Raw genomic sequence first — 11953 nt, forward strand, 5'->3', positions numbered from 1 at the left:
GTAGCCCACCGGTATGGTCCATTCCCATGGAAGATTCATGGGCCACTTTGGGCGTCGACCTCCACCTGGATACGGGCGATGAGGCGACGCACTCCGGTGTACGCAAGGGGCTCACGGACGCCCTGCGCGAGGCGGTGCGCGGCGGGCGCCTGGCCCCCGGCACCCGGCTGCCCTCCTCCCGGTCGCTCGCCGTCGACCTGGGCATCGCGCGCAACACGGTCGCCGACGCGTACGCGGACCTGGTCGCCGAGGGGTGGCTCACCGCGCGGCAGGGGTCGGGGACCCGGGTCGCGGAGCGTACGGTCCCGCGTCCCGCGGCGCCCGCGCGGCCCCGCCGGGTCAGCGGCGCGCCGACGTACGACCTGATGCCGGGCACCCCGGACCTCGCGTCCTTCCCCCGCGCCGAATGGCTCAAGGCCGCCCGCCGCGCGCTGAACGCCGCGCCGAACGACGCGCTCGGCTACGGCGATCCGCGCGGCCGGATCGAACTGCGCACCGCCCTCGCGGACTACCTCGCGCGGGCGCGGGGCGTGCACGCGGACCCGGACCGCATCGTCATCTGCGCCGGGTTCGCACACGGACTGAAGCTCCTCGGCGAGGTGCTGCGGGCGCGTCGGCTGCGGGAGGTGGCGGTGGAGCCGTACGGACTCGACGCCCACTGGGAGCTGCTGAGGCGGGCGGGGCTGCGGACAAGTCCGCTGACCTTCGACGAACTGGGCACCTCCACCGCCGAGTTGGGCCCCGGCTCGGCGAAGGTGGCGCTGCTCACCCCCGCGCACCAGTTCCCGATGGGCGTACCGCTGCACCCCGACCGGCGTGCGGCCGCCGTCGACTGGGCGCGGCGCACGGGCGGGCTGATCCTGGAGGACGACTACGACGGGGAGTTCCGCTACGACCGGCAGCCGGTGGGCGCGCTGCAGGGGCTCGACCCCGACCGCGTGGTCTACCTCGGCACGGCGAGCAAGTCCCTGGCCCCCGGCCTCCGGCTCGGCTGGATGGTCCTGCCCGCGCCGGTCGCCGCGGAGGTCATCGAGGCGAAGGGCAGCACCGACTGGACGTGCGGAGTGCTTGATCAGCTGACCCTCGCGGAGTTCATCACGTCCGGTGCGTACGACCGTCATGTGCGCGGCGCACGGCTGCGCTACCGCCGTCGCCGCGACCAACTGGTCGCCGCGCTGGCCTCGCGGGCGCCGGAGGTGCGGGTGTCGGGGATCGCGGCGGGCCTGCACGCGGTCCTCGAACTCCCGGCGGGCACGGAGCGCTCGGTGGTGCAGGCGGCGAGCTGGCAACGACTGGCCCTGCAGGGGATCGAGCAGTTCCGGCATCCCGCGGCGCGGGTCGCTCTGCGGGATGCGCTGGTGGTGGGTTATGGGACGCCGCCGGATCACGCGTGGGCGGGCGCCCTGGACGCGTTGTGCAGGGTGCTGCCGTAGGGGGGGCAGGACTTTTCCCGCCCACCCGCCCGATTGCCCCGCAGCGGCTCCCATCGGCCGACGCGCCGTCGTCGGCCGCGCCGCCGTACCGCCGCTTCGCGGCGAAAGCTTTCCCGCCCACCCACCCGATACCCGGCAGTTGCCCGCCCGATCGGCCAGGTTCTCTTTTTAGCCCGTCCGGCGTTTGAGGACGAACTCGCCGAAGGCGGTGATCTCCGGCCACGTCGCGGCCGGCGAAGCCGGAAGGGATTCGGGTAGGGGCGGGATCGGGGAAAGGGAAACGCCCCTACCGAGCCCCCTCAATCCCCACCTCACCAACCCCCGCCTCACCGAACCGCGCCAGCGCCAACGCCCCCGCCACCGCCACCACAAACCCCAGCACCGCCAGCCACCCCAGCCCCTCCCGGGTCCGGTCCCCCAGCCACACCACGCCCACCAGCGCGGGCCCCACCGTCTCCCCGATCACCATCCCCGCGGTGGCGGTGGTGACGGAGCCCCGCTGCAGGGCCGACGTCAGCAGGAGGAACGCCGCCCCGCCGCCCACCAGCAACGCGTACGTCGCCGGATTGGTGACCAGCGCGCCCAACGACACCTCGTCGATCAGCCGCACCGCCACCTCCACCACCCCGAACCCGAACCCCGCCCCGAGCCCGAGCACCAGCGCCCGCCCCCGGTCCGGCAACCGCCCCGCCACGGCCCCGAGCAACAGCACCCCCACCGCCACGCCCAGCATGGCGTACTGCAACGCCGTCGACCCGGCCGTGTCCCCCTCCTCGCCCGACGCGAGCCCCAGCATCGCGAGCCCCGCGCACACCACGCCCACCGCTCCCCACTCGAACCCGCTCAGCCGCACCCGCAGCAGCCGCGCCGAGACCACCGCCGTGACGGCGAGGCTCGCCGCGAGCGCCGCGCCCACGGCGTAGATGGGGATGGAGCGCAGGGCAATGATCTGCAGCACGAATCCGAGCCCGTCGAGGCCGAGCCCCGCGATGTACCGCCACTGGCGCACCGCCCGGAGGAACAGCGCGGGATCGACCCCGGATCCCGTACCCGGCGCGGTCGCACGCGCGGCCATCGCCTGGAGGACCGAGGCCGTGCCGAAGCAGACCGCTGAACCGAGCGCGCAAATCATCCCAAGAGACACGAAGTGACTGTAGAGGAAGGGGATTCCGTGGAGCCGGTTGGCGGGCCGGGCGGGTGCTTACCTACGCTGATCGCCGATCACGTACAACATCACGTACGCAAACACCGCGTACGCAACAACACGTGCGCAAAGCAACACGTGCGCAGGCAACACGTACAGAAACAACGGGGAGTGGAAGAACCGATGGCAGCGGAGAAGCAGCGGCGCAGGCTGCGGTCAAGCACGGTCGTGCTCGGCGGAATGGGTGTCCTCGCGGCGGCCCTGAGCGCGTGCGGCTCGGAGCCGGACAAGCGGTGTGTGGACCGCGACAGTTACGACCTCGTCAACGGCTACAAGATCGTCGCGGACAAGAACTGCAAGAGCGGCGGATCGTCGTACTCGTCCGGCAAGGGACGCAAGACCGGCAGCTCCTATGGATCCGGGACAGGAACAGGAACAGGAACCGGAACCAGCAAGTCCGGCCGGATGGACGCCGACTGGTACTACGACGCGGACGTCTCCGGCCGCTACGCCGACTACGGCACCTTCAGCCACAGCGAGGCCGTCGACCGCGACGGCTTCGGCTGCTCGGGCAGCGGCAGCGGCGGCGGCTGAGCCGGAACCAGCGAGACCGAGGTTCGAGACCATGGAACGCCGCACCCTCACCCCACGTCCCGGCTGGCAGCAGACCGTCGAGGATCAGGGGCTCATCTACCCGCTCACCCGCTACCCGGACGACTCGCTCCGCCCGTACTGGGACGAGTCCGCCTGCTACGTCTTCTCGCTGCCCGAGGTCGAGGCCCTGGAGGAGGTCGTCGAGGAGCTGCACGCGATGTGCATCGCGGCGGCCGGGCACATCGTCACGCACGACCGCCTCGCGGACCTCGGCATCACGGACCCGCGGGTCGCCGCAGCGGTCACCGAGGCCTGGCACCGCCGCGCCGAACTCCCGTCCCTCTACGGCCGGTTCGACCTGCACTACGACGGCCGCGACGGCGCACCCGCCAAACTCCTGGAGTACAACGCCGACACCCCGACCTCCCTGGTCGAGGCGGCGAGCCCGCAGTGGTTCTGGATGGAGGAGCGCTTCCCCGGCGCCGACCAGTGGAACTCCCTCCACGAACGCCTCGTCGACGCCTGGAAGAAGCAGGCAGACCTGCTGCCGCCCGGCGGCCCGCTGTACTTCGCGCACTCCGCGGGCGACGAGCTCGGCGAGGACCTGATGACCGTCGCGTATCTGCGCGAGACGGCGCAGCAGGCGGGGCTCGAGACCGAGGCGATCTCCATGGAGGACATCGGCTGGGACCGGCTCTCGGGGCGGTTCGTCGACAAGAAGCTCCGCTTCATGCGCAGTTGCTTCAAGCTCTACCCGTGGGAATGGCTCACCACCGACCGGTTCGCCCCGCACGTCCTCGACACCCTCGACAACGGCGGCGGCACCGGCTCCACCCTGTGGATCGAGCCGGCCTGGAAGATGCTGCTCTCCAACAAGGCGCTGCTCGCGATCCTCTGGGAGCTCTACCCGGGCCACCCCAACCTCCTCCCCGCCTATCTCGACGGCCCCCGCGAGCTGGCGTCGGAACGGGGGTACGTCGCCAAGCCGCTGCTCGGCCGAGAGGGCGCCGGGGTGACGGTGCACCCGCCGGGCGACGGTCCGGTCTCCCTGCGCGAAGAGGCCTGCTGCTACCAGGAGTTGGCGCCGCTGCCCGACTTCGACGGCAACCATGTCGTGCTCGGCGCGTGGGTCGTCGAGGACGAGTCGGCGGGGCTCGGCATCCGGGAGTCGTCGGGTCTGATCACGGACGAGTACGCCAGGTTCCTGCCGCACGTGATCCTCTGAGGCCGCGGTCCAGGCTGCGGCCAGAGGCTGCAACTCGCCCGAGTACCCTGCGGATTGATCGATCCGATCACGTACGGAGGCGAACCGCATCATGGCCGACAGCAGGATCAACACCACGCAGCCGCACACGGCCCGCATCTGGAACTACTGGCTCGGCGGCAAGGACAACTACCCGGTCGACCAGGCGGCCGGGGACCAGATCCGTACGCTGCACCCCGGCATCGGCGAATACGCCCGCGCCGACCGGCTGTTCCTGGGGCGGGCGGTGAGCCACCTGGTCACCGAGTGCGGCATCCGCCAGTTCCTCGACATCGGCACCGGCCTGCCGACCGCCGACAACACCCACGAGGTCGCGCAGCGCCTGGCCCCCGAGACGCGCGTCGTCTACGTGGACAACGACCCGCTGGTGCTCACCCACGCGCGGGCCCTGCTGACCAGCACGCCCGAGGGGAAGACCGACTACCTCGACGAGGACCTGCGCAATGTCGAGGCCATCCTCGAACACGCCGCCAAGACCCTGGACTTCGACCAGCCCGTCGCGCTGATGCTCCTCGGAGTCGTCATCTTCATCGACGACGACTCCGAGGCGTACGGCATCGTGCGCCGCCTGCTCGACGCGCTCCCGGCCGGCAGCCACCTGGTCCTCTCGCACACCATCACCAGTCCGTCGATGCCCGACGTGGACGAGGCCGTGGCGTTCTGGAACGAGAACGGCACACCGAAGCTCACGCAGCGCACCCCGGACCGGGTCGCGGAGTTCTTCGACGGGCTCGAACTCCTGGACCCGGGCGTGGTGTCGTGCAACCGCTGGCGCCCGGAGTCGGATGCGGCGTCCGGCCTTGAGGACGTGGCCATGTTCGGCGGGGTCGGCGTCAAGCGCTGATCCCCGCTGTCCCTCCGGGTCACCCCAGGCGGACGAGCATCTTGCCGGTGTTGGCGCCGCGCAGCACACCGAGGAAGGCGTCGGGCGCCTGCTCGATGCCCTCGACGACGGTCTGTTCGGTGCGCAGGGTGCCGTCGGCGAGCAGCCCCGCGGCCTTGCCGATCCACTCGGGGAACAGGTCGAAGTGGCTGCTGACGAGCATGCCGCGCAGGGTCGCCTCATGGGTGGCGGCACGGAAGAGGTTGTTCGGACCCGGCGCCGGCTCGGTGGTGTTGTAGCCGCTGATGGCGCCCACCAGGGCGATGCGGCCGCCGGTGCGGATGGCACCGATGGCGGCTTCGAGATGGTCGCCGCCGACCGAGTCCAGGTAGACGTCGATGCCGTCGGGGGCGGCCTGGGCGAGCTGCTGAGCGATGCCGCCCTGGCGGTAGTCGATGGCCGCGTCGTACCCGAACGTGTCGAGCAGCTTCTTGGTCTTCGCCGGTCCGCCCGCCGAGCCGATCACACGGGAGGCCCCGAGCTCGCGGGCCAGCTGTCCCGCGACGCTGCCGACCGCGCCGGCGGCCGCCGAGACGAAGACGACGTCGCCCTCACGGACCGGTGCGGTGCGGGTGAGCGCGGCGTACGCGGTCAGGCCGGTGGTGCCGAGCGGGCCGAGGTAGGCGGCCTCGGGGGCGAGTGCGGTGTCGATGACGGTGGCCGCCGCCGCGTCCACCACGGCGTACTCCCGCCACCCCAGAAAGTGCGAGACGCTCGCGCCCACCGGGATGCCGGGCGCCCTGGACGCGACGACCTCGCCTATGGCGCTGCCTTCGAGGGCGGCGCCGAGGGCGAAGGGCGCAATGTAGGAGGGGGCATCGTCCATGCGGCCCCGCATGTACGGGTCCACGGACATCCAGGTGTTGCGTACGAGGATCTGGCCCTCGGCCGGCTCGGGGATGTCGGTGGTGACCAACTCGAAGTCGGCGGGGGAGGGTTCGCCGGTGGGACGGGCGGCGAGGCGGATTTCGCGGGAGGTGGTGGGGTTCGTGTTGCTGGTCATGGCGGCGTTCCTTCTCTCGGTGTCCGGTGTCCGGTGTCCGGTGTCCGGTGTCCGGTGTTGTGCTGCGGTGATGGGACTACCGTGCCGGGGGCCGCGCACGGAACGCTGACGGTTCACGCACGGGGGCTGGCGGCTCGCGCACGGGTGCGGCTGGTGATCGCTTTGCCGCGGGCCCGCATTACCGTTGCGGCATGCGATTCGAGGTGCTGGGCCCGTTGGTGGTGCGCACGGAGGGCGGGGCGGTCGTCCCGGTTCCCGAGCCGAAGGTCCGTGCGCTGCTCGCGAATCTCCTGCTCCACGAGGGGCGGCCGGTCCCGGCTGACGTGCTGATCGACGACCTGTGGGGCGATCGCCTGCCGGGCAACCCCGCCAACACCCTGCAGACCAAGGTCTCCCAGCTGCGCCGGGCCCTGGAGAAGGCGGAGCCGGGCGCGCGGGAGCTGGTGGCGTACGGGCCGTCCGGGTACGTGCTGCGGGTGCCCGCGGAGTCGACGGACGCGGGCAGGTTCACCGCGCTGACTGCTTTGGCGTACGACACTGCCGAGCCGCCTGCGGATTCTCGTACGGATTCTCGTACGAAGGTGAAGTGGCTCTCGGAGGCGCTGGCGCTGTGGCGGGGACAGGCCTACGCGGACTTCCGGGACGAGGGCTTCGCGCGGGCGGCGGTGGCGCGGCTGGAGGAACAGCGCCTGACGGCCCAGGAGATACGGGCCGAGATCGTGCTGGACTTGGCAGGTCCTGGCGAACAGGGCACGCTCGCCGATGAGTTGGCCGACCTGGTGGCCGAACAGCCGCTGCGTGAACGGCTGCGGGGTGCCTACATGCGCGCCCTCTACCGTGCGGGGCGCCAGACGGAGGCCCTTGACACCTACCGTGACCTGCGCGAACGCCTGGCCGACGACTTGGGCATCGACCCTGGTGCGGAACTGACCGCCCTCCACGGCGCGATGCTCCGCCAGGCCCCTGGCCTGTCCACGCCGACACCTTCTTCTCCTGCGCGCCCCCTCACGAATCTCCCCGCACCCGTGACGGCATTGATCGGCCGATCGAAGGCGGTGGCCCGCGTACGCCAACTCCTCTCCACAACCCGCCTGGTCACCCTCACGGGACCCGGCGGTGTGGGCAAGACCCGCCTCGCACTGGAGGCGGCGGCGGGCTTCACGGAGGACTTCACCGACGGCGTGTGGCTGGCGGAGCTGGCCGGCACGAGGACCGGCGTGGCCGAGACGGTGGCCGCCGCGCTGGGTGTCCGCGACGACGTTTCAGTGATCCGGGACGAGGAGCCGGAGGGCGGGCACGGTGCTTGGGGAGGTGCCCGGGGAGGTGCTTGGGGAGCGGCGGACTCGCCCTCTCCCCTCGCGACGGTGCTCGCCAAGGCGCTCGCCCCCCGGCGGCTGCTTCTCGTGCTCGACAACTGCGAGCACGTCCTCGACGAAGCCGCCGCTCTCCTCGACCAACTGCTGCGGCATGCCCCCGGTCTGCGCGTCCTCGCCACCAGCCAGGAACCCCTCGCCATCACCGGCGAGACCCTGGAGGCCGTCGCACCCCTCGGCGAGGACGAGGCCCTGGAGCTGTTCGCTGCGCGGGCCGCGGCCACGGCCCCCGGCTTCGCACTGACCGCGGAGAACACCGCCGACGCCGCCCTCATCTGCCGCCGCCTCGACGGCATCCCGCTCGCCGTCGAACTGGCCGCCACCCGCGTACGCGCCCTCGGCGTACACGCCCTCGCCGACCGCCTGCACGACCGCTTCCGCCTCCTGAACCAGTCCCGCCGCGACGCCCCCGCCCGCCAGCGCACCCTGCGCGCGATGATCGACTGGAGCTGGGAACTGCTGACCCCGGACGAGCAGTCCGTGCTGCGCCAACTGTCGGTCTTCAGCGGCGGATTCACCCTCCAGTCCGCCGAAGCGGTGTGCAAAGCCCCGGGAATCCCTGGCGGGGGGATGGGCGTGACGCTGGGCCTGGACGGCGGTACGGGTGCGATGCCTGGCCCGGGCGGGGGCGCGGGCGTGACGTTTGGCTCTGGCGGGAGTACGGGTGCGATGCCTGGCCCGGGCGGGGGCGCGGGCGTGACGTTTGGCTCTGGCGGGAGTACGGGTGCGATGCCTGGCCCGGGCGGGGGCGCGGGCGCGACGTTTGGCCCTGGCGGGAGTACGGGTGCGACACCTGGCCCGGGCGGCGGCGCGGGCGCGATGCTTGGCCCTGGCGGGGGCACAGCCGCGACGCTTGGCCCTGGCGGGGGCACGATCGCGACACCTGGCCCCGGCGGCGGCACGGCGGAGACGCCCGGCCCCGCCCTGGACGTACTCGACCTCATCACCCGCCTGGTCGACCGCTCCCTCCTCACGACGGCACCCGGCACCGACGACACGCACGGCATCCGCTACCGCATGCTCGAATCCGTCACCGCCTACAGCCTCGAACGCCTCAACGAGGCGGGCGAGACGAAGGAAACCCGCCGCCGCCACGCCCACCACTACACCCACCTGGCCGAACAAGCCGCCCGCCAACTCCGCGGCCCCGCCCAACACCACTGGCTGCACCGCCTGGACACCGAAACGGTCAACCTTCGCGCCGCACTGGAGTGGGCCGCGATGGACGACGGCACGGCCGAGGACGGGCCAGCCCTTGGCGTATCCCCCTCGGGCGGGTCGGCAGCATCGTCGAACCTCGCCGCTCCGGGCGACGCGCCCCCGAGTCATTCAGCCCGGACCAATACCGCCCCCGGCGCCACCCCCACGGCACGCGATGACGCCTTCAGCGGTACCGCACCCATCGGCGATCCGAGCACATCCGGTGTGGCCGGCGATGGTGCAGTCACCGGCAGTGCTGTCACCGGCAGTGCACTCACCCGCAGTGCACTCACCGGCGGTGCCACCACCGGCAGTGCGCCCGGCGGCAGCACGCCCTCCGAGCTGTCGGCTCGCCATGCCGCCCACGACCGCCCCGCCCCCGGCGCCGCCGCAACCCCCCTCTCTCTGCGCCTCGCCAACTCCCTGACCTGGTACTGGTTTCTCCGCGGTCGTCTCGGTGAAGCCGAACGGTCGCTCGGGGGTTCCCTGGACCCGTGTCCGAACGGGAGCGCCGCCGCCTCCGCCCGTACCGCCCGCGCCGCCTTCGCCCTGCTGACCGGCGACGCGCCCCGCGACACCGCCGCCGACGACGACGCCGACCCCCGCTCCCGCTGGCTGCTCGCCTACGCCAGCTGTGGATTCCGTACGCCGCACGAGGACGCCACGATCGACGGGATCCTGGAGGAGTTCCGCGCGGCGGACGACCGCTGGGGTGTGGCCGCCGCCCTCAGTGTCCGTGCCACGCTGGCCCTCTACCGCGGCGACCTCCCGGCCCTGCGCCGCGACGCCGAGGACAGCGCCGCCCGGTTCGCCGAACTCGGCGACCGCTGGGGCCAGTTGCAGGCATCCGAGCAACTCGGCGTCCTCGCCGAGATAGCCGCCGACTACGAAGCCGCCACCCGGCTCCACCGCGACGGCATGCGCGACGCGGAGGAACTGCGCCTGTGGACCGATGTCTCCTTCCGCCTCTCACGCCTCGGCCGCATCGCCCTGCTCACCGGCGACGACGCCGCCGCCACAGACTTCCACGCACGCGCCGCCCGACTCGCCGAGCAGCACTCGCACCGCCCCGCGCAGCAGTTCGCGGAGACGGGCCTGGCCATCGGCGCCCGCCGCCGTGGCGACCTCGACACCGCCGAGCAGCACCTCCTGCCGTGGCTCGCCTGGAACCGCCGCCTGGGCGTCGACTCAGGCTCCGCCCTGATCCTGGCCCAGCTCGGCTACGTCGCCGAACAGCGCGGCGACGCGCAACGCGCGGAGGAACTCCACCGCGAAGGCCTCACCACGGCCCGCGCCACGGGCGACGACCGGGCAGTCGCCCTAGCCCTGGAGGGACTCGCCGGCGCCCGCTCCCTCGCGGGCGACCACACCCGCACCGCCGAACTCCTCGGCGCCGCGGCCGCCCTGCGCGAGGCGGCCGGCAGCCCACTGCCACCCGCCGAACGCGCCGACGTGGACCGCGCCGCCCACCGCTCCCGCACGGCCCTGGCCGAGGACGACTACGCCGCCGCCTTCACCCACGGCCACACGTCCCCACCGGAGGGCTGGTGACTACGGGAGCGGGAGCCGGTCCCGTCCCCGGCGGGGGAGCGGCCCCGCCAGGGTGCGGCACGCCGAACTAGCTCAGCACCGCCCGGAGTTGATCAAGCCCCCAGTCCAGATCCTCCTTACTGATCACCAGCGGCGGCGCGATCCTGATCGTCGACCCATGGGTGTCCTTGACCAGCACCCCCCGGTCCATCAACTTCTGGGAGATCTCCCGGCCCGTGCCGTGCGACGGGTCGATGTCGACGCCCGCCCACAGCCCACGGCCCCGCACCTGCGTCACCGCGCCCGTGCCGGCGAGCAGCCCCAGCTCGGAGTGCAGATGCTCGCCCAGCTCGGTGGCCCGCTGCTGGAACTCGCCCGTGCCCAGCATGGCGACGACCTCCAGCGCCACCGCGCACGCCAGCGGATTGCCGCCGAACGTCGAACCGTGCTCACCCGGCTTGAACACCCCGAGCACATCCGCGTCCGCCACCACCGCGGACACCGGCACGACGCCCCCGCCGAGCGCCTTGCCCAGGATGTACACGTCCGGCACCACGCCCTCGTGCTCGCACGCGAACGTCCTGCCCGTCCTGCCGAGCCCCGACTGGATCTCGTCCGCCATGAAGAGCACGTTCCGCTCGCGGGTCAGCTCCCGCACACCCGCGAGATATCCGGCCGGTGGCACCAGAACCCCGGCCTCGCCCTGGATCGGCTCCAGAAGCACCGCCACCGTGTTCTCCGTGACCGCGGCCCGCATCGCCGTCAGATCGCCGTACTGGACGATCTCGAACCCCGGCGTGTACGGGCCGAAGTCCGCCCGCGCCTCCTGGTCCGTGGAGAAGCTGACGATGGTCGTCGTCCGCCCATGGAAGTTGTCGCGCGCCACGACGATCTTCGCCCGCCCGTCGGGTACCCCCTTGACCTGGTACCCCCACTTTCTGGCGGTCTTCACGGCGGTCTCCACCGCCTCCGCCCCCGTGTTCATCGGCAGCACCATCTCCTTGCCGCACAGCTCCGCGAGCCGCGTACAGAACTCGGCGAACCGGTCGTGGTGGAAGGCCCGCGAGGTGAGCGTCACCCGCTCCAGCTGTGCCTTGGCGGCATCGATCAGGCGGCGGTTGCCGTGCCCGAAGTTGAGCGCCGAGTAACCGGCCAGCATGTCGAGGTAGCGGCGCCCCTCGATGTCCGTCATCCACGCACCCTCCGCCGACGCGACCACGACGGGCAGCGGATGGTAGTTGTGCGCGCTGTGCGCTTCGGCCGAGGTGATGAACTCTTCGGTAGTCGACACGGGGTCTCCGATCGTCCTGCGGCATGGGGCGGGTGTGGCGCCCAAGTTCTATCGTCGCTCGGATCGTGGACGAAGAAACCTGCCGTCCCGGCGCGCCAGCTAGGCTGGCTCTGACAGCACGGCGACTGGCGCGCGGGGAACGGACCCCGAGGAAGCCGTGCGAGGCAGAACCTTCGAGGTGCCGCCCGCCTGGGCACCCCGGGACCACGACCGGACACTCACCGCTCGCCCCGGAGGA

The 11953-nt window shown here is 72.2% G+C and carries 8 protein-coding genes and 1 riboswitch; of the genes, 5 read left to right on the forward strand and 3 right to left on the reverse strand.

Annotation, left to right across the window (positions count from 1 at the left end; all coding sequences use genetic code 11):
- The first annotated feature begins 26 nt into the window (after positions 1 to 26).
- Complete coding sequence (locus tag OG453_RS22390; protein ID WP_266870171.1) at positions 27 to 1433, forward strand: PLP-dependent aminotransferase family protein; 1407 nt, start codon at positions 27 to 29, stop codon at positions 1431 to 1433.
- A 286-nt stretch (positions 1434 to 1719) separates the two neighbouring features.
- Here OG453_RS22390 and OG453_RS22395 read toward each other — a convergent pair whose 3' ends face one another.
- A complete protein-coding gene (locus OG453_RS22395) occupies positions 1720 to 2565 on the reverse strand; it encodes a hypothetical protein (protein WP_266873086.1) in 846 nt (281 codons plus the stop codon).
- Between the two features lie 195 nt (positions 2566 to 2760).
- Here OG453_RS22395 and OG453_RS22400 point away from each other — a divergent pair, with 195 nt between their 5' ends.
- The 3 genes from OG453_RS22400 to OG453_RS22410 all read left to right on the forward strand — a co-directional run bounded on the left by OG453_RS22400 (position 2761) and on the right by OG453_RS22410 (position 5279).
- Positions 2761 to 3171 (forward strand): hypothetical protein, encoded by a 411-nt coding sequence (locus tag OG453_RS22400; RefSeq protein ID WP_266870173.1) that lies wholly within the window; start codon positions 2761 to 2763, stop codon positions 3169 to 3171.
- Positions 3172 to 3202: 31 nt separating this feature from the next.
- On the forward strand, positions 3203 to 4396 hold the full coding sequence (locus OG453_RS22405) for a glutathionylspermidine synthase family protein (protein WP_266870175.1): 1194 nt from the start codon (positions 3203 to 3205) through the stop codon (positions 4394 to 4396).
- Positions 4397 to 4487: 91 nt separating this feature from the next.
- Positions 4488 to 5279, forward strand: a complete 792-nt coding sequence (locus OG453_RS22410) for an SAM-dependent methyltransferase (protein ID WP_266870176.1) — start codon at positions 4488 to 4490, stop codon at positions 5277 to 5279.
- 19 nt (positions 5280 to 5298) lie between these two features.
- Here the strand turns inward: OG453_RS22410 and OG453_RS22415 are convergent, their stop codons facing one another.
- Positions 5299 to 6321 carry an NADP-dependent oxidoreductase gene (locus tag OG453_RS22415; RefSeq protein ID WP_266870177.1) on the reverse strand — a complete coding sequence of 341 codons (1023 nt, stop codon included), beginning with the start codon at positions 6319 to 6321 and terminating at the stop codon, positions 5299 to 5301.
- 191 nt (positions 6322 to 6512) lie between these two features.
- Here OG453_RS22415 and OG453_RS22420 point away from each other — a divergent pair, with 191 nt between their 5' ends.
- The gene (locus OG453_RS22420; protein WP_266870179.1) at positions 6513 to 10445 is read left to right on the forward strand and encodes a BTAD domain-containing putative transcriptional regulator; all 3933 of its coding nucleotides are present in this window, start codon (positions 6513 to 6515) and stop codon (positions 10443 to 10445) included.
- A gap of 67 nt (positions 10446 to 10512) precedes the next feature.
- Here the strand turns inward: OG453_RS22420 and rocD are convergent, their stop codons facing one another.
- On the reverse strand, positions 10513 to 11715 hold the full coding sequence (rocD, locus tag OG453_RS22425; protein ID WP_266870180.1) for an ornithine--oxo-acid transaminase: 1203 nt from the start codon (positions 11713 to 11715) through the stop codon (positions 10513 to 10515).
- A gap of 111 nt (positions 11716 to 11826) precedes the next feature.
- Positions 11827 to 11917: riboswitch (ZMP/ZTP riboswitch) on the forward strand.
- Positions 11918 to 11953 lie beyond the last annotated feature (36 nt).

The organism is Streptomyces sp. NBC_01381 (assembly GCF_026340305.1).
GTDB lineage: Bacteria > Actinomycetota > Actinomycetes > Streptomycetales > Streptomycetaceae > Streptomyces.

Bases quoted from the DNA above. Each gene is read 5' to 3' on its own strand.
- OG453_RS22415 (WP_266870177.1), bottom strand. From the start codon at position 6,321: ATGACCAGCAACACGAACCCCACCACCTCCCGCGAAATCCGCCTCGCC.
- OG453_RS22410 (WP_266870176.1), top strand. From the start codon at position 4,488: ATGGCCGACAGCAGGATCAACACCACGCAGCCGCACACGGCCCGCATC.
- OG453_RS22405 (WP_266870175.1), top strand. From the start codon at position 3,203: ATGGAACGCCGCACCCTCACCCCACGTCCCGGCTGGCAGCAGACCGTC.
- OG453_RS22400 (WP_266870173.1), top strand. From the start codon at position 2,761: ATGGCAGCGGAGAAGCAGCGGCGCAGGCTGCGGTCAAGCACGGTCGTG.
- OG453_RS22395 (WP_266873086.1), bottom strand. From the start codon at position 2,565: ATGATTTGCGCGCTCGGTTCAGCGGTCTGCTTCGGCACGGCCTCGGTC.
- OG453_RS22390 (WP_266870171.1), top strand. From the start codon at position 27: ATGGAAGATTCATGGGCCACTTTGGGCGTCGACCTCCACCTGGATACG.
- OG453_RS22420 (WP_266870179.1), top strand. From the start codon at position 6,513: ATGCGATTCGAGGTGCTGGGCCCGTTGGTGGTGCGCACGGAGGGCGGG.